Source organism: Sphingomonas sp. Leaf230 (genome assembly GCF_001421745.1).
GTDB lineage: Bacteria > Pseudomonadota > Alphaproteobacteria > Sphingomonadales > Sphingomonadaceae > Sphingomonas.
Genome location: NZ_LMKW01000011.1, coordinates 1 through 21,108 on the forward strand (window position 1 = coordinate 1; position 21,108 = coordinate 21,108).

The 21,108-nt window shown below is 64.8% G+C and carries 16 protein-coding genes and 2 pseudogenes; 6 read left to right on the plus strand and 12 right to left on the minus strand.

The annotated features are described in order from the left end of the window. Positions 1-376: 376 nt before the first annotated feature. Positions 377-475: pseudogene (locus tag ASE82_RS20135) on the plus strand (epoxide hydrolase N-terminal domain-containing protein); the annotation flags it as partial. A gap of 493 nt (positions 476-968) precedes the next feature. Here the strand turns inward: ASE82_RS20135 and ASE82_RS14355 are convergent. Continuing rightward, positions 969-1,853 (minus strand): LysR family transcriptional regulator, encoded by an 885-nt coding sequence (locus ASE82_RS14355; protein WP_056064830.1) that lies wholly within the window; start codon positions 1,851-1,853, stop codon positions 969-971. Between the two features lie 106 nt (positions 1,854-1,959). Between ASE82_RS14355 and ASE82_RS14360 the strand changes: the two genes are divergently transcribed. Further along, on the plus strand, positions 1,960-2,826 hold the full coding sequence (locus ASE82_RS14360; protein WP_056064832.1) for an SDR family oxidoreductase: 867 nt from the start codon (positions 1,960-1,962) through the stop codon (positions 2,824-2,826). 59 nt (positions 2,827-2,885) lie between these two features. Here ASE82_RS14360 and ASE82_RS20280 read toward each other — a convergent pair whose 3' ends face one another. The 3 genes from ASE82_RS20280 to ASE82_RS14370 form a co-directional block, all read right to left on the minus strand. After that, positions 2,886-3,014, minus strand: coding sequence for a hypothetical protein (locus ASE82_RS20280; RefSeq protein ID WP_268795435.1), 129 nt, complete (start codon positions 3,012-3,014; stop codon positions 2,886-2,888). Between the two features lie 226 nt (positions 3,015-3,240). Continuing rightward, positions 3,241-5,580 carry a putative bifunctional diguanylate cyclase/phosphodiesterase gene (locus ASE82_RS14365; RefSeq protein ID WP_056064835.1) on the minus strand — a complete coding sequence of 780 codons (2,340 nt, stop codon included), beginning with the start codon at positions 5,578-5,580 and terminating at the stop codon, positions 3,241-3,243. Then, on the minus strand, positions 5,580-6,179 hold the full coding sequence (locus ASE82_RS14370; RefSeq protein ID WP_235524724.1) for a methylamine utilization protein: 600 nt from the start codon (positions 6,177-6,179) through the stop codon (positions 5,580-5,582). Before ASE82_RS14370 ends, ASE82_RS14365 begins: the two co-directional genes overlap by 1 nt. 148 nt (positions 6,180-6,327) lie before the next feature. Here ASE82_RS14370 and ASE82_RS14375 point away from each other — a divergent pair, with 148 nt between their 5' ends. Then, a complete protein-coding gene (locus ASE82_RS14375; RefSeq protein ID WP_156348914.1) occupies positions 6,328-7,215 on the plus strand; it encodes a DUF3034 family protein in 888 nt (295 codons plus the stop codon). 12 nt (positions 7,216-7,227) lie between these two features. After that, complete coding sequence (locus tag ASE82_RS14380; RefSeq protein WP_056064841.1) at positions 7,228-7,698, plus strand: group I truncated hemoglobin; 471 nt, start codon at positions 7,228-7,230, stop codon at positions 7,696-7,698. Between the two features lie 155 nt (positions 7,699-7,853). Here the strand turns inward: ASE82_RS14380 and ASE82_RS19045 are convergent, their stop codons facing one another. Then, positions 7,854-8,180, minus strand: coding sequence for a DUF1272 domain-containing protein (locus ASE82_RS19045; RefSeq protein ID WP_335337811.1), 327 nt, complete (start codon positions 8,178-8,180; stop codon positions 7,854-7,856). A 120-nt stretch (positions 8,181-8,300) separates the two neighbouring features. Here ASE82_RS19045 and ASE82_RS14385 point away from each other — a divergent pair, with 120 nt between their 5' ends. Then, positions 8,301-9,626 (plus strand): NADPH cytochrome P450 oxidoreductase family protein, encoded by a 1,326-nt coding sequence (locus ASE82_RS14385; protein ID WP_056064844.1) that lies wholly within the window; start codon positions 8,301-8,303, stop codon positions 9,624-9,626. A gap of 39 nt (positions 9,627-9,665) precedes the next feature. Here ASE82_RS14385 and ASE82_RS14390 read toward each other — a convergent pair whose 3' ends face one another. Both ASE82_RS14390 and ASE82_RS14395 read right to left on the minus strand, forming a co-directional pair. Beyond that, positions 9,666-10,445 (minus strand): COG4705 family protein, encoded by a 780-nt coding sequence (locus ASE82_RS14390; RefSeq protein ID WP_056064847.1) that lies wholly within the window; start codon positions 10,443-10,445, stop codon positions 9,666-9,668. A 652-nt stretch (positions 10,446-11,097) separates the two neighbouring features. Then, positions 11,098-12,663, minus strand: a complete 1,566-nt coding sequence (locus tag ASE82_RS14395) for an amino acid permease (RefSeq protein WP_056064850.1) — start codon at positions 12,661-12,663, stop codon at positions 11,098-11,100. 267 nt (positions 12,664-12,930) lie between these two features. Between ASE82_RS14395 and katG the strand changes: the two genes are divergently transcribed. Next, positions 12,931-15,156, plus strand: coding sequence for a catalase/peroxidase HPI (gene katG, locus ASE82_RS14400; protein WP_056064852.1), 2,226 nt, complete (start codon positions 12,931-12,933; stop codon positions 15,154-15,156). Between the two features lie 464 nt (positions 15,157-15,620). Here katG and kduD read toward each other — a convergent pair whose 3' ends face one another. From kduD to ASE82_RS14420, 5 genes and pseudogenes are all read right to left on the minus strand, one after another. Next, positions 15,621-16,391, minus strand: a complete 771-nt coding sequence (gene kduD / locus ASE82_RS14405) for a 2-dehydro-3-deoxy-D-gluconate 5-dehydrogenase KduD (protein ID WP_056064855.1) — start codon at positions 16,389-16,391, stop codon at positions 15,621-15,623. Positions 16,392-16,508: 117 nt separating this feature from the next. Beyond that, entirely contained in the window at positions 16,509-17,351 is an 843-nt protein-coding gene (gene kduI, locus ASE82_RS14410; protein WP_056064857.1) for a 5-dehydro-4-deoxy-D-glucuronate isomerase, read from the minus strand. 110 nt (positions 17,352-17,461) lie between these two features. After that, positions 17,462-18,763, minus strand: a complete 1,302-nt coding sequence (locus ASE82_RS20405) for an exo-rhamnogalacturonan lyase family protein (RefSeq protein WP_443025115.1) — start codon at positions 18,761-18,763, stop codon at positions 17,462-17,464. Between the two features lie 3 nt (positions 18,764-18,766). Continuing rightward, positions 18,767-20,200, minus strand: a pseudogene (locus tag ASE82_RS20410) (Tat pathway signal sequence domain protein); the annotation flags it as partial. After that, entirely contained in the window at positions 20,200-20,859 is a 660-nt protein-coding gene (locus ASE82_RS14420) for a DUF6250 domain-containing protein (protein ID WP_056065386.1), read from the minus strand. The gene ASE82_RS14420 and the pseudogene ASE82_RS20410, both read right to left, overlap by 1 nt. Positions 20,860-21,108: the final 249 nt, after the last annotated feature.

Genomic DNA, 21,108 nt, shown 5'->3' on the forward strand with positions numbered 1-21,108 from the left:
CCGACCAAAGCCAGACAGAGCGTCCATTACATATGGAATATGTGAAGGACATATGAGAACGACTTAGCTTTAAACGATACCCCGAACCCTTGAGGAGCCCGGAAACCGCAAGCCGCCGCCCACATGTCCCTTCATCTTAACCTACAATGTCAAAGAGCCGACAAAAATACCGACACTCGCATAACCCTCTCTTCCGAGAAAGCTTGGAGCATCTGGTTTTTTGCGACCGAAGCGGTAGCCGGTGAGGCACCCCGCTGCGGTTCGATGTATCTAAGAGAGCGAACTCAGAACGTCAACAGGGAATTTTTGAAATATGGAATAACGATGACGCGGGAGGGTCGCGGTCCGGTGTCGGGCTCGCGGACATGAGCGGCTCACCGACTATTGGCGCGCACGGTTCGACTGGCTCGCGCAGGAAGGGCGGCTGAATGAGTTGCCCCAGTTCATCACCCGGATGCTGTTCGTTGATGGCTAGGGCACCCTCGGTATCGCCGTGATGGTCAACGCGCACGCGAGCCCTGCCGCATCGAGCGTTGAAAGATTGGCACCCTCCCCGCGAACGGTGACATGAGGTGCGCGGCGTCGCCTAGCAGCGTCACGCCCGTTACTCGCGGCCAGCACGGCAAGGGCGGCAACACGTAGATGCGGCGGACCACCAGGACCTTTTCGCCGCAGGTGATCAGGGCACGCATCGATGGCACCCAGCCGTTGAACAAAGTCGCTATCCGGGCGGTCGCGACTGGCTGGTTTGCTGCCAGCCATTCCTCGGGCAGATCACATAAGCATTAATGCTGCCACTGGCGTTACGGTGCGCAAGGGATACCCTGCCCGGGCGCCGCCATCATCAATGTGCCCGAATCGATCACCGCCGCGGCGGGTGCTGTGCGGGGATCGGCCGCGTCGAGGTGACCCTCGAAACATTATAAAACCTGTCGGATGATTGCGTGTTGGCGAAATGTCCTCCCGCCTCACCCATCGAGATAGGCAGCGAGTTCCTCGGGCGCGGCGTGCGGGAAAGATTGCCGCAGAAAGTCGAGAAAGGCGGACACCCTTGCATTGAGCAGTCTGCGCGACGGGTAAAGTGCCCAAAGGGCGATATCTGAGTCCGCTATGTCGCCCCAATGCGCCAGCCACCCGTTGGCGATATCGCGACTGACCAGCGACAGCGGTAGCCGGGCGGCCCCTGCCCCAGCGCGCACTGCGTCGCGGATCATGATCAACGACGACAGGCGCAGCACCGGATCGACCGCGATCGTCGACGTCCCAGCCGCATTGGCAAGCCGCCAGTTTTGCGCGGCATCGCCACCGCGCACCACGGCGGTCACGACGCCCGCACTGCGCGGCATGTCAGGCGCGGCCACCACCACCAGTCGGTCGTGGAGAAACGGGCGGCCGACCAGCGCATCATCTGCCGCGGGATCGACGCGGATCACCAGATCGTAGCCTTCCTCGATCATGTCCACGGCACGATCTTCAGTGGTCACTTCCAGCCGTATTTCGGTGTGGCGGCGGGAGAACTCTGCAGCCAACCGGCCCATCGCCGTCTGCGAGAACAGCAGCGGTGCGCTGATCCGCAGCCGGCCGCGTACCCGTTCGCTGCCCGAGGCAATGGCCGCGGCCGTTTCCTCCAATTCGGTCAGCAGCGCGCCGGCGCGTTCGAACAGCGCGCGCCCTTCTTCGGTCAGCTTGAGATCACGTCGTCCGCGTTCGAACAGCCGCAGGTCGAGCGCTGCCTCCAACTCCCCCACGCGTCGGGACAGCGTCGCCTTGGGCCGGCGCGCGGCACGAGCGGCTTTTCCAAACCCGCCATGACGGGCGACGAGTATGAAGTCGGCAAGCGCGAGCAGGTCCATAACGTTCCACCAGTGAGACCATGCGTCCAGATTACGCATCTATTTGCACGAGCGTGGATCACGCATCTTTGCATCGTCAGCAAGACAAAACGAAGGAGCGAACACCATGACCATTCTCGTGATCGGAGCCACCGGCCGCGTCGGCCGCCATGTCGTCGACCAACTCATACAGCGCGATGCGCAGGTACGCGTGCTCACGCGCGATCCCGCCAAGGCTGCGTTCCCGGTCGGCGTCGAGGTGATGCAAGGCGACCTGCTCGACATCGGCGCGCTGCGCGCCGCCTTCTCCGGCGTCAGGACGGTGTTCCTGCTCAATGCGGTAACGGGCGACGAATTCACCCAGGCTATCCTCACACTCAACGTCGCGCGCGAAGCCGGCGTCGATCGCGTCGTCTATCTGTCGGTGTTCGACGCCGACCGCGCCGTCAATGTCCCGCACTTTGCGGTGAAATCGGGGGCCGAGCGGATGCTGGTCGCGATGGGCTTCGGCGCCACCATCCTGCGCCCGACCTACTTCATCGACAATGAGGTGATGGTGAAGGACGTGATCCTGCAGCACGGCGTCTACCCGATACCGATCGGCGGCAGGGGCGTGGCGATGGTCGACGCGCGCGACATCGCCGAGGTCGCGGCGATCGAGTTGATCCGTCGTGAGCGCGCACCGCACACGCTGCCGATCGAGACGATCAACCTGGTCGGCCCCGAGACGCTGACCGGGCTCGACGTCGCGACGATCTGGTCCGACGTCCTCGGCCGCACCGTCACCTATGGTGGCGACGATCCCAGCGGCTTCGAACAGACCATGGCGACGTTCATGCCGGAATGGATGGCTTATGAGATGCGTCTCATGGCCGAGCGCTACGTCAGCGACGGTATGATCCCGGAAGATGGCGACCGCGAGCGTCTCGTGACGCTGCTTGGCCGCCCTCTCCACGGCTACCGCGAGACCGCCGCCCGGATCGCTGCCGAATGATACTCAGGCAGGGCCCAGCGGTCGGCAGGTTCGCACCCGTCGGCCGCTGGGCTCGCGTATCAGGCAACCGAGACCGCATCGGCGGCGATCTTGAGCGGCGTCGCGGGATTGGTGGCGACCTCGAACCCGGTTGCAACGACATCGCCCACATGCATGACCGGTCCCGTGCCCTCGTGGAACGGCGTCATCATCCCCTCGATCAACAACTTGTAGTCGAGTTATCGAGCCCGCGCGGGAGGGGCATCGCATTGGCGCCGAACTGGGTCGTCGGCGGACGGGCCGGCAGCACGAAAGGCGAGGCTCTCGGTGAGTGTATTTACCGCAGCCTTGCTCGCGCGGTGAGTGCTGATGCGGTTTTCAAGGCAAAGCCCGAGGAACAGCCGGCAACGAGCGCGATGCGCGCTCTTCCTTCCGCTATGCTGCCCGGCTGATCCTGTTCTCGAGCAGCCCAGCGATGCGGCCACTCTCAACCGGACGACTGAATAGATAGCCCTGAATGTTACCGCAGCCCTCACCGCGCAGCAGGTCGAGCTGCCCGGTATCCTCGACGCCCTCGGCGGTCGTTTCCATGTCCAGCGCGGTCGCCAAGTCGACGATCGCGCGGACGATCGCCGCGGCGCTCGGATCGGTGGCGATGCTGGTGATGAACGAGCGGTCGATCTTGATCTTGTCGAACGGGAAGCTGCGCAGGTAGCTGAGCGACGAGTAGCCGGTGCCGAAATCGTCGAGCGCGACGCGGATGCCCATCGCGCGCAGCGTGTGCAGCAACGCGATGACCGGGCCCTCGCCGTCGAGGAAGACCGATTCCGTGATCTCGATCTCGAGCCTGTCGGGCGCCAGGCCGCTATGTGCGAGCGCCTGGAGAATGATCGCCTGCAACCCGCTGTTTCGGAACTGCAGCGGCGAGACGTTGACCGCGACGCGGATATGCTCTGGCCAGTGCATCGCTTGTCGACAGGCTTCCTGCATCACCCACTCGCCGATCGCGATGATCAGCCCGGTATCCTCGGCGATCGGGATGAACTCGGCCGGGGGAACGATGCCGCGCTCCGGATGATGCCAGCGCACGAGCGCTTCGAACCCACCGATCCGGTCCGCCTTCAGGTCGAATACCGGCTGGTAATTGAGCACGAACTGGCCTGCCTGGATCGCCGCGCGAAGGTCGAGCTCGACTTGCCGACGCCAGCGCGCGGCCGCGTCGAGCGAGGGTTCGAAAAACCGGAACACGCCGCGGCCGTCTTCCTTGGCGAGATACAGCGCGAGGTCGGCATTCTTGAGCAGTTCGTCGGCGTCCTCGCCATCGACCGGGCCGATCGCGATGCCGATGCTGACCGCGGTCGCGATATGGTGGCCATCGGCCACGACCGGCTGGCGCATTATGTCGAGGATGCTCTGTGCAAGGATGCGCGGGCGATCGGCATCGAACTGGCCCGAGAGGATCATCGCGTATTCGTCGCCGCCGAGCCGCGAGACCAGCCCGTCGGGTGCGACCTCGCTCAACATCGTGCCGATCGCCTTCAGCAACGCATCGCCGACCGGATGACCGAGCGTGTCGTTCACGCCCTTGAAGCGATCGAGATCGAGACACAGCACCGCGATCCCCCCGCCGGTGCGCCGGACCTGGAGGATCGCCTGGTCGAGCGACTGTCGAAAAAAGGTTCGGTTCGGCAGGCCGGTGAGGACATCGTGGAACGCGAGATGCGTGATCCGGTTCTCGCGTTCGAGGATGCCGGCGGACATCCGGTCGAAGCTGGCGGCCAGCCTGCTGATCTCGTCGCGCCCCTTCACGACGATATGCGCGCGACTCCCCTCCTCCAGCGCTCGCGCCGCGGCCTCCAGCGCCGCGATCGGTCCGGCGATTCCCATCGCCAGGCGCCGGCTGCCCAGCACGACGAGGATCAGCCCGGCCAGCCCGGCTAGTGCGATGCCCGCCTGCAATGGCAGATACGGAGTCAGTGCGGCGTTGAGGGGATAGCGGATCAGGATCGCCGCCTGCGGTCGATTTGTCAGGCCGGCGAGCGGCTTGGCGATCGCGAACGCGCGGCCGGTCGACAGATTAAGGGTGGCGAGTGTCCGAGACGACCGCGATGCCTCGACCAGATCGTCGACCGCGGCGTCCGATCCGACCGACCTGTCTGCCGCGTGCCAGCGCCCTGCGCCGTCGCTGCGCATGATCGTCGCGATCAGCGGGATCGCAGAAAGCCGTTCGAGCCCCTGCATCTCCATGCCGTCTAGTTGCACCGCGAAGACCACCCAGCCGACCTGCATAGGTGCCATCACCGGGGACATGATGAGTCGGTACACCTGCCCCGCCACCACCACGACCGCGTCGCGCCGACCGTCCGGAACCGCGAAGGGGAACCGCGCGACCGTCGCAGCCAGGGCGCCTGAGGGACCCGTGACCTGGCCGTCCTGATCGACCACGAACGCGGCAGTAACCTCTGCCCGGTTGCTGATATTGGCAAGCGCGGACGCGATCGTCGGCCGATCGCCGCTAGCGACCGCCGCGCGAAATCCGAAATCTCGCGACAAGAGATCGGCCGAGGCGATCAGCGACTGAGACCTGAGCGACCAGAGCCGGTCGTAGACGCTGCCGCTGGTAACGAGTTCCTGACGCACGGAATCGCGCGCGTGCGTCCAGATCATCACCTGCGCGACGACGGCAAGCAGCACCAGCGTCACCGCGAACAGGCTTGCGTACAGCACTGACAGCTTGGTCCGGAGATGACGGAACCGCGGCCAGCGCAGACTCATCACCGGTGCAGCACGAAAGTCGTGGCAAAGCCGGTGGCGGCGACGTCGATCGGCTGGGACGCGGTGCTGCCGGGCGCGCGAATCGATGGGTGCCAGACACGGACCGTGCCTGTCCCCGCGGGAACGCCGGTGATGCTGACATGCCCCGCCTGGTCGGTCAGCGCGGCAAACGGGGTGGCAGACACGAACACGAATCCGCTCATCGAGTCATGGATGTTGCAGCCGAGCGGGACCACACCCGGACGGTCGAACAGGACGGTTCGCGCATCCTCCTGCCCATAGAGTTTCAGATCGAACTTCTTGGTCTTCGAAAACGAATAGACGTGGTGACGCACCCGGTCGCGATTGGGGAAGCCGACCGTCGCGCCGACGGGGACGATCAGCACATGCGGCTGAAACGCGATGTCGCGCTGTTCGATCATGTACGGCCCACGCACCGTCACCGCCGGCGCCTTGGGCGTCTCGATCGTGACCACCGCGCCCGGCAACGGCTTGCCGTCGAAACCACGGACGTCGATCGCCACCGTGGCGGCATGCGCCGCCATCGGCAGTGCGAGCACGACGATCATCGAGGTCAGGCGGAGGACGGATGCGTACATAGCTTGGCCTCTAACGGTCCGAAGATTGCGAAGCCGTAAACGCCACTGACGTCCGGTCATGTCTTTTTCGCTCGGGCTCCGCATCGATAACCCGGCGTGGGAGACCAACAATTAACCAATAGTCTCCATGAGATACCGGATGATTCGCATGTCGCCATCGACCGTCGCCGGATGCATCGCCAAGCTCGCAGTGGCGATCACCGTCGTGACAGCATCCCCCGCCGCGGCGCGCGAGGGTCGTGCCGGCGGTAAGCTCATGCTGACCAACGGCGTCACCACGATCGAGGGCAGTTCGGGCGGCGGCATCTCCACATGGGCGCTGATCGCCGGTAACGAGACCGTCGACGGGATCGGCGGGTCCGCGCATGTCTCGGTCATCCTGCTGCCGGACTATCGGTGGGAAAGCCACGGCGCAGCTATCGGCGTCCACGACCGGCTGGAACTGAGCTATGCCCGACAGAATCTCGACACGCGCGACGTAGGTGAAAAGCTGGGTATCGGCCGCGGCTATACGCTCAACCAGGACGTATTCGGTGCCAAGCTGCGCGTCGTCGGCGATGCCGTCTATGGCAGCCCCTACCTGCCGCAGATCGCAATCGGCGCGCAGTACAAGCACAATCTCGATCCGCAGATCGTCGCTGCGGTCGGTGGACGTCACGCCAGTGGTACCGACATCTACGTGGCTGCCACGAAGCTGCTGCTGCGACAGAGCATCCTGTTCGGCACCACGATCCGCTATACCAAGGCCAACCAGAACGGCCTGCTCGGGTTCGGGGGCGATCGTGGCTCAAATCGCACTGTCCAGGTCGAGGGCACGCTGGGCTATCAGATCTCGCGCCAGTTGGTCGTCGGCGGCGAATACCGGTCGAAACCGGACAATCTCGGGTTCGCCAAGGAGAACGACTGGAAGACCGCCTATGCCGCGTATGCGATCAGCAAAAACCTGACTGCGACCGCGGCCTATGTCGATCTCGGATCGATCGCGACGGCCGAGCGCCAACGCGGCGGCTTCCTGTCGCTCCAGACCGCCTTCTAGGAAACGATTTCGATGCTCTTCCTTGCCCTGCTCGCCCTCCTCCAGACCGCGCCCACGCCGCCCGGCGAGGACCCGGTCGCGCCCCATGCAATGAGCGATGCCAATGCCGGAGGCCGCCCGTTCAAAGGCGTTGCCATGCTCGAGGCGTTTAACGGGGTGGCCGGAATCGACCGGATCGTCGACGATCTGGTGACGACGAGCCAGGCCGATGCGCGGATCGGCGACATCTTCAAGGGGCAGGACATGATCCGCCTGCGCCGCACGCTGAAGGAGCAGTTCTGCGCCCTGCTGAACGGCGGTTGCCGTTACACCGGTCGCGACATGGCGACCGCGCACAAGAACCTCGGCATCCAGGCCAAGGACCTGAACGCGCTGGTCGAAAACCTTCAGGCCGCCATGCGTCGCGAGGGTGTGCCGTTTCCAGTTCAAAACGCCTTCCTCGGCAAGCTTGCCGTTATGAAGCCGGACGTGGTCACCCGGTAGAAGCACTCACGGACGTTCAGCTTCCTGTCCCCGCCTCCCAACTTCAGATGCACGATGATGAAGAGGGTCTCGGGGTCCGCAAAAATCAACTGTTGTGAATGATTGAGTTTTGAGACGGGCCGGGTTGGTGAGCTCAGCGCCAGAATGCCGGCGATTCATCGCTGCTCAGGCGGTATGTCTCGCAATCGGGCTGACAAATCACTGATGTCAGTTGGCTCGAACCTCAGCTGTCGACGGTGCGTCGACGGTGGCCTCTTCGCGACGGATAGTCCCGGCCGCCATTCTGTCGCAGGGCGGATAGGACGCGGCGTAAACCCTCCTCCGCAATTCGGGCAGACGTTGAGCAACTCTGTCTCGACGCACGTCGTACGGAACGTACATCCACAAGTGCAAATGCGCGCGTTCGTCGCCTCGGGCGGCAGATCGCGATCACAGAACTCACAGTTCGGCCTTAGCTCAAGCGCCATGATTTCCTTCCGCATCTTGCGTCGCGGCCCGCGCTGGTTTGGGGGGCTCGACAAGGTGAATGGAGTTACGGCTGTCGCCGATCCGCTTCGGCATTATGTCTGGTGTACGCCCCCGCTCCCCGCGAGCGTCCGCCAGTGGGTCTCCGTCCTGTCGCCAATTGGACCATTCCGTCGACCGGTACGCTCGGCAGCGACATGCTCATCGTCCACGCCTCGCAGACCGGCAATGCCGAACGCATTGCCCGGTTGAGCGCCGCCGCCTTTCCCGGCGCGACCGTCCGTGCGCTGGCGACGCTGGACCAGGACAGCCTGCGCGCCGCCCGCCGCGCGCTGTTCGTGGTCGCGACCTACGGCGAAGGCGACGCCCCCGATCGCGCCCGCAAGTTCGAAGCAACGACGATGGCCGCCCCGATCGACATCGGTGCGCTCGACTATGCCGTGCTGGCACTTGGCGACCGCGAATATCCGGATTTCTGTGCATTCGGACACCGTGTCGACGCGTGGCTTCATGCAAGCGGTGGTCGACTGCTGTTCGACCGCGTCGATCTCGATGGCGCGGACATCGACGCCGAACGGCAATGGCAGCAACAGCTGTCCGCGATCGCCGGCGCGGCGATCCGGTCCAACTGGCAACGCGCGGACTATGCGCCGTGGACGCTCGTATCGCGCGAGCACGTCAATCCGGGCAGTCCGGGCGGCGCGGTCTACCGGATAGTGCTGACACCCTACGCGCCGACCATTTGGACACCCGGCGCGATCGCGGAGGTTCTGCCGCGCCACGACCCGGCACGTGTGGAGCGATGGCTCGCCCGCGTTGGTCGGTGCGACGACCCCGCGTTACGTGAAACGCTGCTGGACAAGGTGCTGCGCGACGACGACGGCGACGCTCCGCTGCAAGCCCTCGCGCACCGCGACTACTCGATTGCCTCCATCGCAGCCTCCGGCGCGGTCGAACTGCTGGTCCGTGCGTGTCCCGCTCCAGATGGAGGGCTCGGGATCGGTTCCGGCTGGTTGACGAAGGTCGCGCCGATCGGTGGCGCCATCCTTCTGCGTATCCGCGACAACCCAGGGTTCGGGCCGGCCGACCCGACGGTACCGATCGTCCTGATCGGAAACGGGACAGGACTTGCCGGCCTAATGGCGCATCTGCGTGATCGCGCAGCCGTCGGCGGCGCCCCGGCATGGCTGCTGTACGGCGAGCGGTCGGGTGCTCACGACCGACCTTTCGCCGCGGAACTGGAAACGCTTTCCGCTGATGGGTCACTGACCCGGATCGATCGTGCCTTTTCGCGCGACGCGGAGTGTGGCCGCTACGTCCAGCACCTCGTCGCCGATGCTGCTGACGAGATGCTCGAATGGGCGGATCGTGGCGCGGCCATCTATTGTGTGCGGCAGCCTTGCCGGCATGGCGAGCGCCGTCGATGCGGCGTTGCGCGCCATCCTAGGCGATGCGCGACTTGAGGAGATGGCCGAACAGGGCGGATATTGTCGCGATATCTATTAGGCAGGTCCCAGAGTCACGGCAGCCGAACGGTCCCTGTCCCTAGCGAGGGCGATCAGAAGCACGATGGCGACCCCGAGAACGACCGATGCCAGCGGACGGCTGAAGGCCAACCCACCATGATCGACCGGCTTGTCGAGGAAATCTCCCACCGCGGCACCTAGCGGGCGGGTCAGGATGAAGGCGGTCCAGAACAGGGTGACCCGGCTGACGCTTGTCTTGGCGTACAGCAGCACCAGCAGGGCAAGGCCGGCCGAGAAGATGGCTGCCGCGCCTATGTAGCCGAGCCCGCCGGTATCGGCGAACCAGTCGCCTAGCGCGGTGCCGAGCGTCTGCGAGACGGTAATCGTGATCCAGTAGAACAGTTCCGCACGCGGTTCGTGCACTGTCTCGACCGCGATCGAGCCGAGCGTGCGATACCAGGCGAACAGCGCCACCAGGACGAGCGTCAGTAGCAGCGCCGACCCACCGGCATAGCCGATCCCGAGTGAGCGCGTGGCGAAGTCCGCCATCGTCGTGCCCGCCGTGGTCGAGGCGATGATCGTCGCCCAATAGAGGAACGGCCGATAGCGTGTCGCGCCGATCTGCAAGGCGACCAGGAGGACCAGCGCGCCGAGGAAGATCGCGCTGCCGATCAGATAGCCGAGGTTCATCGACATGCTGACGGTATCGCCGGCGGTTTCGCCCAGCGTGGTCGCGAGGATCTTGATGATCCAGAAGCCGAGCGTGACCGCAGGCACCTTGATGATGGCGGCGCGGACGGGGTCTGACAGCGGCATCGGGCGATCTCCAACGAACGGCGCGACATCTAGACCTTTGCTGGCACGGCGCGAAGAGGCGCCTGCAAACATTGGGGAATGGTGTAGCGCCGCAAGCTGCTCTCAATCGGGTGCCGCCAAGCGGGAGCATGCCCCCGATACGCCCGATCCTGATGTTCGCGCACTGCTATCGTCCGAAAACCGGCCGGCGGCATCGCTCGCTGCGTCGGCGAAGACTTAGGCTGTCGGGCATGAAAGCGATGTGCTCAAGCCGACGTTGCCTGCCGACGCGCAAGCCCGGATTGGCATCGTTATGGTCCGGGTCTCTAGCGGCGGCACGCGTTGGTTTTTGGAAAGCGGTGGTCCATGCCGTTCGCAATCGTCCCCCTTATTCCGGAACAACGATCCAGCTTCGGTGAAGGCTCTGCGTGAACCTTATTTGCCAGGATCAGGACCGCTCAGGTCAACAAACTCGCCGGCCGGATCGAGTCCGATCGCGACGAGCAAGGTGTGACGAGATAGACAAGAGCGAACTCGTCAAACCCGAACCAATCGGGCCATCGAAAGCCGATGGCCTGCGAACGCCGAGCGGCCGTGGGCGATCACCCCCATGCTGCAAATGACCCGCTATCGCGGGCATGCACGCTGGGCCTTTGCCAGTCTCTGCTCTCGCTTAGGGCTGCTCCCCAACCGGGGCGACATACTCGCCCATGTCGGGCGCCTCATCCTGCAACTCGCCGCGCTGCAGGTTCGAATGGCGGATGCCGTAGGCGAAATACAGCACCACCCCGCCCGCCAGATACCAGAGGAAGAACATCAGCACCTTCATCGGCACCGTGGTGATCAGGTAGACGCACGACGCGATGCCCAGCAGGGGTACTACCGGATAAAGCGGTACCGTAAAGCCGCGCGGCAAGTCGGGCGCGGCCCGGCGCAGATAGATGACTGACAGGCAGACGATCGAGAACGCCGACAGCGTCCCGACCGATGTCATGTCGCCGAGCACGTTGATGTCGAAGAACCCCGCCGCCACCGCAGTGATGACGCCGACCAGCACCGTGTTGACATAGGGCGTCTTGAAGGTCGGGTGCACGGTCGCGAACACCCGCGGCAACAGGCCGTCGCGCGCCATCGTGTAGAAGATCCGGGTCTGGCCGTACATCAGCACCAGTACCACCGACGTCAGGCCGATGATCGCGCCGATCTTGATGAGTTTGGCGAGCCAGCTCCAGGTCGGGCCGAAACTGTCGACCACCACGGCGACCGGATCGGGCACGTTGAGCGCGGTATAGGGCACCAGCAGCGTCATGATCGCGGCGACGAGCATGTAGATCAGCGTGCAGACGACCAGCGCCCCGATGATCCCGAACGGCATGTCCTTTTTGGGATCCTTCGCCTCCTGCCCCGCCGTCGAGATCGCCTCGAAGCCGACATAGGCAAAGAACACGATCGAGGCGGCGCGCATGATCCCGTCGACGCCGAACTTGCCGTCGCCTTGGCTGGCGGGGATGAACGGCGTCCAGTTGCGCGCGACCAATTCGTTGAAGTGCGACAGCACGATCGCGCCGCCGACCGCGATGAAGGCGACCAGCACGCCGACCTTGATCGCGACGATGATCGTGTTGACCTTGGCCGATTCCGCCACGCCTCGCACCAGCAGCGCGGCGAGTGCGAGGCAGATCAGGAACGCCGGCAGGTTGAAGATCGTCGTCACCGGCCGTCCGTCGAGCAGCACGGGCACACCGCCCCGCATCAGCGGGTACCCGGCCGGTCCGGTGAACTGCGGCGGAATGTGCACGCCGAAATCGCCCAGCAGGCTTACCATATAGCCCGACCAGCCGACCGCCACCACCGACGCCGCCAGCCCGTATTCGAGCATCAGCAGCGCGCCCATCATCCACGCGACGAACTCGCCCAGCGTCGTGTAGCCATAGGTGTACGCCGATCCCGACACCGGCAACGTCGACGACAGCTCGGCATAGCACAGCCCGGCAAACGCACAGACGATGCCCGCCACGACGAACGACAACAGCACCGCCGGTCCTGCATGCAGCGCGGCCGCCGAGCCGGTGCGCACGAAGATGCCCGCGCCGATGATGCAGCCGATGCCCAGCATCAGCAGGTTCCATTTGCCCAGCGTACGCTTCAGCTCGCTCGCCGCGGTTTCGCGTTGCACCTGCGCAATGGATTTGCGCGCGAACATGCGCTCGACGATGCCCCTCGCGGCCTTGGTTGCCATATTTCCCCCGGGGTCAGATAAGCCAGCCAACGCGTCTAAGCGCAGCGACCAACCGGGACAACGCAATCTTCCTACTTTCTAGGGGGTTAGCGTTTCGAAGCCCTTGGCAGACACACGGCTGCCCTGCGCTCCACAACGCGACACTCGGCCACCGTTGGTGATCGACTGCTGTCATCAATCGTATCCGAATAATCGATTGGACAAATGTCGGTCATTTCCTGCATCTTCCGATCACGCAGGTAACACTGATTGAGAGAGGACGCCGACATGGCCGATTACGAACAGCCCAAGAGCAGCGGTTGCCCCATGGGCCCCAACGGTGGCGGCGAGGTCAAGGCCCGCTCGCTGCTCGGCCGTACGAACAAGGATTGGTGGCCGGATGCGCTGCCGATCGACATGCTGCACCAGCATGGCGTCTCCCCCGACCCGATGGGCGAAGAGTTCGACTATGCCGAGTCGTTCCAGCAGCTCGACTATGCCGCATTGAAGGCGGACCTGACCGCGCTGATGACCGACAGCAAGTCCTGGTGGCCTGCCGATTACGGTCACTACGGCCCCTTCATGATCCGCATGGCATGGCACGCCGCCGGCACCTACCGCGTGACCGATGGTCGCGGTGGTTCTTCGTCGGGCCAGCAGCGTTTCGAGCCGCTCAACTCGTGGCCGGACAACGGCAACCTCGACAAGGCGCGTCGCCTGTTGTGGCCGCTGAAGCAGAAGTACGGCAAGAACATCAGCTGGGCCGATCTGTTCATCCTCGCCGGCAACGTCGCGATCGAGAGCATGGGCGGACCGATCTTCGGTTTTGCCGGTGGCCGCAAGGACGTCTTCGCCTCCGAGGGCGATACATTCTGGGGCGCCGAGGAGTTGTGGGTCAACGAGGGTGCGCAGACGCGCATCAGCGAGGACATGCCCGAGCTCGAAGGCCCGCTGGCTGCGATCCAGATGGGTCTCATCTACGTCAATCCGGAAGGTCCGGGCGGTGATCCGAACCCGCTCCTGTCGGCACGCGACATGAAGGCAACCTTCCTGCGGATGGCGATGAACTCCGAGGAAACCGTCGCGCTGACCGCCGGCGGCCACGCGTTCGGCAAGTCGCATGGCGCCAAGCCCGCGCCGCATTTCAAGGCACCGTCTTCGGAATCCGTGCACATGCAGGGTCTCGGCTGGCTGACCGACAGCGAAGAGATCGGCCAGGGCCACATCACGACTTCGGGCATCGAGGGCGCATGGTCGAACAACCCGACCAAGTGGACCGGCGATTACCTGCGCCTGCTGTTCAAGTACGACTATGAGCTGACCGAGAGCCCGGCCGGTGCAAAGCAGTGGCAGCCAGTCAACCCGGCACCCGAGGACATGGCACCCGACGCGCGCGATCCGAACAAGCGCGTGCCGACGATGATGACCACCGCCGACATGGCACTGAAGATGGACCCCGAGTTCCGCGAGATCGCGCTGCGTTTCCGCGACGATCAGTCGGCACTCGACGACGCGTTCGCACGCGCCTGGTTCAAGCTGACGCACCGCGACATGGGTCCGCGCGTTCGCTACCTCGGGCCCGAGGTTCCGGAAGAGACGCTGATCTGGCAGGATCCGGTTCCCGAGGGCACCGCGCCGTCGGACGCCGACGTCGCTGCGTTCAAGGACGCCGTGCTGTCGAGCGGGCTGACGATCGGCCAGCTGGTCAAGACCGCCTGGGCATCGGCATCGAGCTATCGTCGGTCGGACCACCGCGGTGGTGCAAACGGTGCGCGCATCGCGCTCGCCCCGCAGAAGGACTGGCCGGTCAACGAGCCAGAGCAGCTGAGCAAGGTCCTTGCCAAGCTCAACGAGTTGCGCGGCAACATGTCGCTCGCCGATGCGATCGTGCTGGCCGGTTCGGCTGCGGTCGAGAAGGCAGCGCGGGATGCCGGCCACGACGTATCGGTGCCGTTCCTCGGTGGACGCGGCGATGCCACGCAGGAGTGGACCGATGTCGAGAGCTTCGTGTGGATGGAGCCGCAGGCCGATGGCTTCCGCAACTATTTGAAGACGCGTCATCCGGTGAAGACCGAGGAGCTGCTGCTCGACAAGGCTTCGCTTCTCGGCCTGTCCGCGCCGGAGATGACCGTGCTGGTCGGTGGCCTGCGCGTACTCGGTGCGAACTTCGGCGATGCGCCAGAGGGCGTACTCACCGAGCGCAAGGGCCAGCTGACCAACGACTTCTTCGTCAACCTGCTCGACAACGACACCTTCTGGGACCTGGTCGACACGTCGAGCGACGAGAAGTTCATCGGCTACGATCGTGGCGGTCGCGAGAAGAAGTGGCAGGCGACCCGCACCGACCTGATCTTCGGCTCGAACTCGCAGCTGCGCGCGACGGCTGAAGTCTATGCCGAGAACGGTCACGAGCAGAAGTTCGTGCGCGACTTCGTCAAGGCATGGGTCAAGGTCATGAACGCCGACCGTTTCGACGTCACGGCCAAGCCCGTGTCGTCCAACCAGGCGACCTGAGCTTCGGTGACATGAATATAAGCCGTGGTGGGTCGGACAATGTTCCGGAACACCACGGCTTAGCTGTGACTGGCCTATGTTGTTCATAGGCAATTACACGGAACCCGCCCTCGCTCGTCGTCTGTGGCCGTTGCGCTACACACGTATGCGAGGCGGTCTGCGAAAGCGCCGGTTATCAGATCTTCGCAAAGACGATCGCATTCGTCACGCCGCTTCAGCAACGCCCAAAGACACCCGTTTCGGCGGTAGACAGACGGATCGCGTGATCGCGACAGGGCCAGCCAGAGAAGCCGATTTCGACAGGTTCCTGGCGATGCTCATCGACCCAACCAATGTTACGCGGATGCCTTAGCTCACGGCGCAGTTCGTATGAGCAATTTTGCGCTAAATTTTATAGTTTTCGGCAAAGGCTCGGGAGGAGACGGAACCCTAACGTCTCGCAATTCTCGACGATGACGTGAGGATCACCGTGCGAGCCAGCCGCCATCGACGGCAAGGATGTGGCCCTGGACGTAGTTGGCTGCTGCCGACGACAGGAACACCGCCGCACCGCCGAGATCGCTCGCGTCGCCCCATTTCCCTGCCGGGATGCGGTCGAGGATCGATCGGTTGCGGGTCTCGTCCGCCTGTAGCGCGACGGTGTTGTTCGTCGCGATGTATCCCGGTGCGATCGCGTTGACGTTGATGCCCTTGGCCGCCCACTCGTTCGCCAGCAGCTTGGTGAGGCCGCCGATCCCCGACTTGGACGCAGTGTAGCTCGGCACGCGGATACCGCCCTGGAACGTCAGCATCGAGGCGATGTTGACGATCTTGCCGCCACCGTTCGCGATCATGTGGCGGCCGGCGGCCTGGCACAGGAAGAACACCGACTTGAGGTTGGTGTCGATCACCGCGTCCCAATCGGCTTCGGTGAAATCGACCGCGTCGGCGCGACGGATGATGCCGGCGTTGTTGATCAGGATGTCGAGACCGCCGAGCTTCGCGATCGTCTCGTCGACGACGCGCTGTACGGGTTCGATCGTCGACAGGTCGGCGGAGACGATCTCGGCTTTCCGTCCGAGTGCGCGGATCTGCGCTACCGTGTCTTCGGCAGGCGTGCGGCCGACGCAGGCGACGTCCGCGCCAGCGGTCGCGAGGGCCACGGCGATCGCCTGGCCGATGCCGGTGTTGGCGCCGGTGACGATGGCGACCTTGCCGGTCAGGTTGAAGGGGTCAGGTACGGAAGAAGTGGTCATGCTTTCTCTCTCGTTCCCCTCCCGCCTGCGGGAGGGGCTAGGGGAGGGGAAATGCGGACCAACGCTCGTGGACACGCCCTCCCCCGACCCCTCCCGTGAACGGGAGGGGAGCAAAAGTTACGCCAGCTGGCAGATATCCAGGACGTTCATGTCGGTATAATCCTGGTTCTCGCCCGCCATGGCCCAGATGAACGCATAAGCCTTCGTCCCCGAACCCATGTGGATCGACCAGGGCGGGCTGATCACCGCTTCCTCGTTCGCCATGACGATGTGGCGGGTCGCCTCGCCCTCGCCCATGTAATGGAACACGCGATCCTTCTCGAGATCGTCGAGTTCGAAGTAGAAATAGATCTCGCTGCGACGCTCGTGAATGTGCGGCGGCATCGTGTTCCAGACCGAACCGGGCTTCAACACCGTCAGCCCCATGACCAGCTGCGCGCTGTCACAGATGCCCGGGATGACCATCTGGTAGATCGTCCGCTCGTTCGAGTCCTCGAGGCTCCCGCGCTCCAGCGTCGTCGCATCGCCGACCGAGATCACGCGCGTCGTGAACGCCTTGTGCGCGGGGCACGACGCCAGATAGAAACGCGCGCCGTCGCCGGAGAACTGCACGTCCTTGGCGCCCATCGTCACGTACAGGCAATCCTTGTTGCCGAGCGTAAACGTCTCGCCGTCGACCGTGACGGTGCCCGTGACCTTGCCGACATTGACGACCGCAAGCTCGCGACGCTCCAGGAACGGGTGCCCTGCCGCCGACGCAGGCTCAGCCTGGTCGGGCAGTTTCACAGCTCCGCTCGCGACGGCGACGCCGCCGATCACGAAGCGCTCGGCATGCGTGTAGTTGAGCACGCACTCGCCTTCGCGGAACAGGTCCTGGATCAGGTACCGGTCGCGCAGTTCGTCGTTGGAGACGCACTCCATCATGTCAGGATGCGTGGCGTAATAGGTGCGGTCGTACATGCGGGACTCCGATGGCCGAGAGATGGGTGCCGGAAGCGACACCTCAGTTGATAGAACCGATACCGCTCCGCATATTTTGGCGCAAGTGACCACAATACGGGATTTTCAAATCAATCGCGACCTGCGTCCCCAAGACGGCGTTTGCCCAACGCCTCCGGCGATTGGATGGTCGAACGGTCGAGCGCTTCGCGGATCAATGCCAGACACTGGATTGCGGCGAGACCCCATTGCGCGGACGCGTTGGTCGAGACGCCGGGCCATTCGGTGACGTGCCCTTCGGTATGCCGCGGATCGCTCGGCCATGTGCCAAGCCCTGCATCGCCCGACAGGAATTCGCCCGCCGCTCGGGCAGCGAGCGTCGCATCCTGCGTTTCGTGCGCGACGTACGCGGTGAGCCGCGAATGGGCCTCACGGAGGTTGCGCGGGCCAAACGGTGCGCCGAACTTTGCCAGATATTCGGCCTGCGGCGCGTTGTACCATCGGCAGTAATCGAGCCAGGCGGTGCGATAGCGGGGCACATCGAGCAGGCGGATCAGTTCAGAGCTCACCTCGACCGCGCCGAACACCGCGTTGAGATGCGAGAGCCGGATACCGCGATTCTGGTCGATGAACCGTCCCGAGGCGAGATCGAACGGCGCGCTACCGGTCATCCAGCCGTGCGGCAGGCGGCCGATACTATCAAGCCCCGCGACGATTCGGTCGCGCCAGCGGGAGTCACCGGTCCGCTCCCATTCGGTCAGCCAAGCCGCAGCGAGCGGGCACCAGGTCGTGCCGAAAGTCATCTCGATCGTACCCGTCGGTAGCACAGACTTCTTCGCCCCCGGCACCTTCCGCCCGATCTCGACCTGCTGGAGCGTCTGGTCGGAGGTGAGCAGGTCGCGCATCAGGTCGCCGACGCGCTCGTCCGCGGTCAGATAATAGAAGATGCGGCGATAGCTCGCGTTGCTGACGCGTGGCTGTTTCGAGCTGTCGCTCCAGTGCTGGACGCCGTGGCGCGTGCCCATGCCGGCGAAACGCCCGCCATGATACACATCGACCTCGCCGGTGTGGCGAGTCATCGCTTCGGCAAAGCGGAACGCCTGCGCGTTGCCGGTGCGCAGGACCGAATACCAGAGCCACAGGTCGGGCGAGAGCTCGCTGTTGTCCCACGCAAACCCGCCGATATCATACCGCCAGCGATGCCGGTCGATGTCATAGGTGTGCATGATGTCGCCGTGGTTCCAGAACCCGTACCAGGACCGGCGGTCGACCTCGCCCGCGTAGAAGTCGATCAAATTGTCGAGCTGGTTCTCGATCGCGGTGCGGTTCGGCGTCGAGCGATCGGGCAGGCCCCAGTCGCCGAACACGTGCGCGGCGTGGAGGTGTTCGGGGCTCGCCATCAATTGCGGCGGTGTCGCTTGAGCCTTCGCCATCTGCGCGAGCGTCACGGTGTCGGGCGTTGCAGACAACGCCCAGAGCGTCAGTTCACTGGTCCGCGCGATGCCGGATGCGTCGTCCCAGCCTGGCTCGTAATCCTCATAGGTGACGGACAGCCCTTCGTTCTGTGCGGCAAATCCCTCCATCCCCATCGCGCCGTGATAGGGGCGCAGGTCCATCGCTGGCGCCTCGGGCGACCACAGCCACGCAGTCAGCCGCGCCGCATCGCCATCCGCACCGTCGATGTGGAGCGCGGTCGGATGACGCTGCCAGAAATAGCGTTGGCCAATTGCGACGCCGCCGTCGGGACCGCCGACATACGCAAGACCCGGCGCCCGCGCGCCCTCGTCGGCGTCGATCCAACCCTGGCCGGGCGCGGTCCGCTTGGTCAGTTGCCAGCCATTGGCGTTGGGCTGTTCGAGGCGGAAGTCGCCCCAGGCGGGGATTCGCTCCAGCGTGTCGCGCACCGCTGGCGCCATCGTTGCCAGCGGCGGGGTTGCGCGACCGGCGACCTGCGCGTCGCGAAACGCTCGGCCGGGGTCGCGCCGCAGACCGGTAAGCGGTCGCACGCCCTCGGCGAACATCTGGCCGTCGGTGGCGATGCGGACATGGCGATCGTGGAGTACGCCACGCATCGGCACGGACGCCTGTACGCCGAGGCTCGCGAGGAAATCCCGACCGGGATTGCCGTCGAACACGAAGCTGTGGACGATCCGCAACGCCGCCGATCCGGCATAGGCATAGAGCCGCACCGTAAAGGGGAGCCAGCGACGATCGGCCATCGCGTGCCGCCCCTCGATCCTGACGACCGCGCGGACGGGGCCGCGTTGCTCGATGGTCACCTTTTCGATCTCGCCGGCGAACGACATGGGTTCGCCGTGGAGCGGGTCGGACTTTACCGAACCAACCAGAGAAACCGCACCGAGTACGAGCCGCCCGGACTGGCTCGCCGAGCGGACCAATGCGGGGCCGGTGCGACCGATCTCCCAGCGCAGGTCGCCGACGTCGATGACCACCGCATCGGTCGTCTCGGTGACCTTCACCGCGCGCGCCGGTGCCGTCGCCCGACCGCGCGTGACGATCAGGCCAGCGGGCGCGACATCGGCGGGTATCGCGTGCGCGCTCCACTTGATCGAGCCGTCGGGCCAGCTCGCGGTGGTCCAGGTCTGCGCAGGTATGTCAGCGCCGTCGGCGTTACGAACCGCGAGCGCGGTGTTGCGCTTCAGCACGCCACGCGGCCAGGCGACGCCGAACGTCTGCCCCATGTGCACCGCCGGCGCAGCACCGTCGATCCAGCGGATCGGGGCGGGCTGGAACGCGGGCGCGGGCGCGGCATCGAGCCGGACCGGCAGCAACGCGGTCGCCCCGCCGAGCAGCGCCGCCTTCAGCGTATCGCGCCGCGTTGGGTTCATCGGGGTCATGATCGTCTCCATCAGCGGCGCGTGATCGACAGGTGGCGGATGCGCAGGTGGCTCCACGTGGTCCGGAGCCCGAACTGTCCAGACGCATAGGGTGCGGGATCGGCGAGCGTGAACACCCGCCGCCCGTCGCGCTCGACCGCCACCGTCCGCCCGTCCGCGATCAGCCGGATCGTAGTCCAGCGATTGGGCTGAAGCATGTCGGCGGTGTCGCGCCTGTCGTGCTGAGGCAGCAGAGGGCGATCGCCGGCGCGGCCGACATAGCGGCGGAAGCGGGTCGTCGTGTTCCGGTTACCGCCGATGCCGACATAATAGGTGCGCAGGCTGTCATAGTCCGCGAAGGCGCCGCTGCGGCGGTGGACGAGAACGGAACTGCCGTCGTCTTCACGGGCCATCCAGAACGCGTTGAGGTCGCTGACTTTGTCGTTCACGCCGCCCTGCGATACCGCCATCGCCTGAAACCGAATGACGACCGGTCCCGCGACCGGCTTGCGCCACCAGAGCGTCAGGCCCTTCGCGGTATCGATATCGATGATCCCGCGGCGTTCGGTGACTCGCGCCGCGGGGTCCTTGGCTTCGACGACCCAATCGGCGAGCGGCTGGCGGGCGATCGACATCGACGGCACGTTGGCGAGGATACCCGCTGCGATGTGAAGCCGTGCATTCAAGCGCATGCTGCCCTCCCCGTGCGCTGTCATCGCGCTCCGCCATTGCATAGGCCGCGAAATCGTCGCCGCCAAGTTCGTTCCGAATATTAGTTAGTCATTCCACATGATGGTTATTTAATCGAGATGACGGTTGCTCTTTGCGGAACGGCGTCGCATCATGCGGGAAAGAAGACGCGGGAGAGTGTGGGTGAAGAACGGCCTGTTGATAGCCATCGCTCTGGTTGCGCCTTCATTGGGTGGTGCCTCCCCTGCCCC